The sequence below is a fragment of the Delftia sp. S65 genome, from assembly GCF_016516495.1.
Lineage (GTDB): Bacteria > Pseudomonadota > Gammaproteobacteria > Burkholderiales > Burkholderiaceae_C > Comamonas > Comamonas acidovorans.
This window is the reverse complement of sequence record NZ_JACVUR010000088.1, coordinates 1-2,315: the sequence shown is the minus strand read 5'-3', so window position 1 is coordinate 2,315 and position 2,315 is coordinate 1. Positions and strand designations below refer to the sequence as shown.

The 2,315-nt window shown below is 66.0% G+C and carries 1 pseudogene; it reads left to right on the top strand.

Annotation, left to right across the window (positions count from 1 at the left end):
• Positions 1 to 127: 127 nt before the first annotated feature.
• Positions 128 to 2,315: pseudogene (locus tag IAE24_RS29900) on the top strand (invasin domain 3-containing protein); the annotation flags it as partial.

Genomic DNA, 2,315 nt, shown 5'->3' with positions numbered 1-2,315 from the left:
GGGTTCGAGCACGAACACGGCTTCCTACGATCCGTCGGGTGGCATCAGCCCCGTCAATCCGACGGCCGGTTGCACGACAGACTGCGCTTCCACACCGGTGACTCCGGTCACACCTGGCACGCCAGCGTTGACGGTCACCAAGGCCAACCCGGGCAGCCTGGCTGTGGGTACGCCCTTCAACTACGCGTTCTCCGTGTCCAACGCTGCCAGTGCCTTCGGTCCCGCCAACAGCGTGACCATCAAGGACTTGGTGCCTGCAGGCATCAGCATCACGGGCGTGCCGACCGGCGCAAACGTGGCCAGTGCGACCTGCACGCCCAATACCTTCCCGTTTGCGGGCAATGGCAGCTCCGTGCTGACGTGCACGGTGAACTTCACCACACCGGTGGCGGCTGGCAGCAGCACCAGCTTCAACCTGCCGGCTGTTCCGACGGCGGTGGGCTCGAGCACGAACACGGCTTCCTACGATCCGTCCGGCGGCATCAGCCCCGTCAATCCGACGGCGGGTTGCACGACGGATTGCGCATCGACGCCTTCCACGCCGGTCACGCCTGGTACGCCAGCGCTGACGGTCACCAAGGCCAACCCGGGCAGCCTGGCTGTGGGAACTGCGTTCAACTACGCGTTCTCCGTGTCCAACGCTGCCGGTGCCTTCGGTCCCGCCACCAGCGTGACCATCAAGGACCTGGTGCCTGCGGGTATCAGCATCACGGGCGTGCCGACCGGTGCGAACGTGGCCAGTGCGACCTGCACGCCCAACACCTTCCCGTTTGCGGGTAATGGCAGCTCCGTGCTGACGTGTACGGTGAACTTCACTGCGGCAGTGGCAGCGGGTGGCAACACCAGCTTCAACCTGCCGGCTGTGCCGACGGCGGTGGGTTCGAGCACGAACACGGCTTCCTACGATCCGTCGGGTGGCATCAGCCCCGTCAATCCGACGGCGGGTTGCACGACGAACTGCGCATCGACGCCTTCCACGCCGGTGACGCCTGGTACGCCAGCGTTGACGGTCACCAAGGCCAACCCCGGTAGCCTGGCTGTGGGTACGCCCTTCAACTACGCCTTCACGGTAGCGAATGCGGCTGGAGCGGTTGGTCCCGCCACCAGCGTGACCATCAAGGACTTGGTGCCTGCGGGGATCAGCATCACGGGCGTACCGACTGGTGCAAACGTGGCCAGTGCGACCTGCACGCCCAACACCTTCCCGTTTGCGGGCAATGGCAGCACTGTGCTGACGTGTACGGTGAACTTCACGGCCTCGGTCGCAGCGGGTGGCAACACCAGCTTCAACCTGCCGGCTGTGCCGACGGCTGTGGGCTCGAGCACGAACACGGCCTCCTACGATCCGTCGGGCGGCATCAACCCGGTCAATCCGACGGCAGGGTGCACGACGGATTGCGCGTCGACACCCACCACGCCGGTCACTCCAGGCACGCCTGCGCTGACGGTCACCAAGGCCAACCCGGGCAGCCTGGCTGTGGGAACTGCGTTCAACTACGCGTTCTCCGTGTCCAACGCTGCCGGTGCCTTCGGCCCCGCCACCAGCGTGACCATCAAGGATCTGGTGCCTGCGGGTATCAGCATCACGGGCGTGCCGACCGGCGCAAACGTGGCCAGTGCGACCTGCACGCCCAATACCTTCCCCTTCGTGGGCAATGGCACGGCGATCCTGTCTTGCACGGTGAACTTCACCGCGGCAGTGGCGGCCGGTGGCAACACCAGCTTCAATCTGCCAGCTGTGCCGACGGCGGTGGGTTCGAGCACCAACACGGCCTCCTACGATCCGTCGGGCGGCATCAGCCCCGTCAATCCGACGGCCGGCTGCACGACGAACTGCGCATCGACGCCTTCCACGCCGGTGACCCCTGGTACGCCAGCGTTGACGGTCACCAAGGCCAACCCTGGCAGCCTGGCTGTGGGCACGCCTTTCAACTACGCGTTCTCCGTGTCCAACGCTGCCGGTGCCTTCGGTCCCGCCACCAGCGTGACCATCAAGGACCTGGTGCCTGCGGGCATCAGCATCACGGGCGTGCCGACCGGTGCGAACGTGGCCAGTGCGACCTGCACGCCCAACACCTTCCCGTTCGTGGGCAATGGCACGGCGATCCTGTCTTGCACCGTGAGCTTCACCACGCCGGTGGCAGCTGGCAGCAACAGCAGCTTCAATCTGCCAGCTGTTCCGACGGCGGTGGGTTCAAGCACCAACACGGCCTCCTACGATCCGTCGGGCGGCATCAGCCCCGTCAATCCGACGGCGGGTTGCACGACGAACTGCGCATCGACGCCTTCCACGCCGGTGACCCCTGGTACGCCAG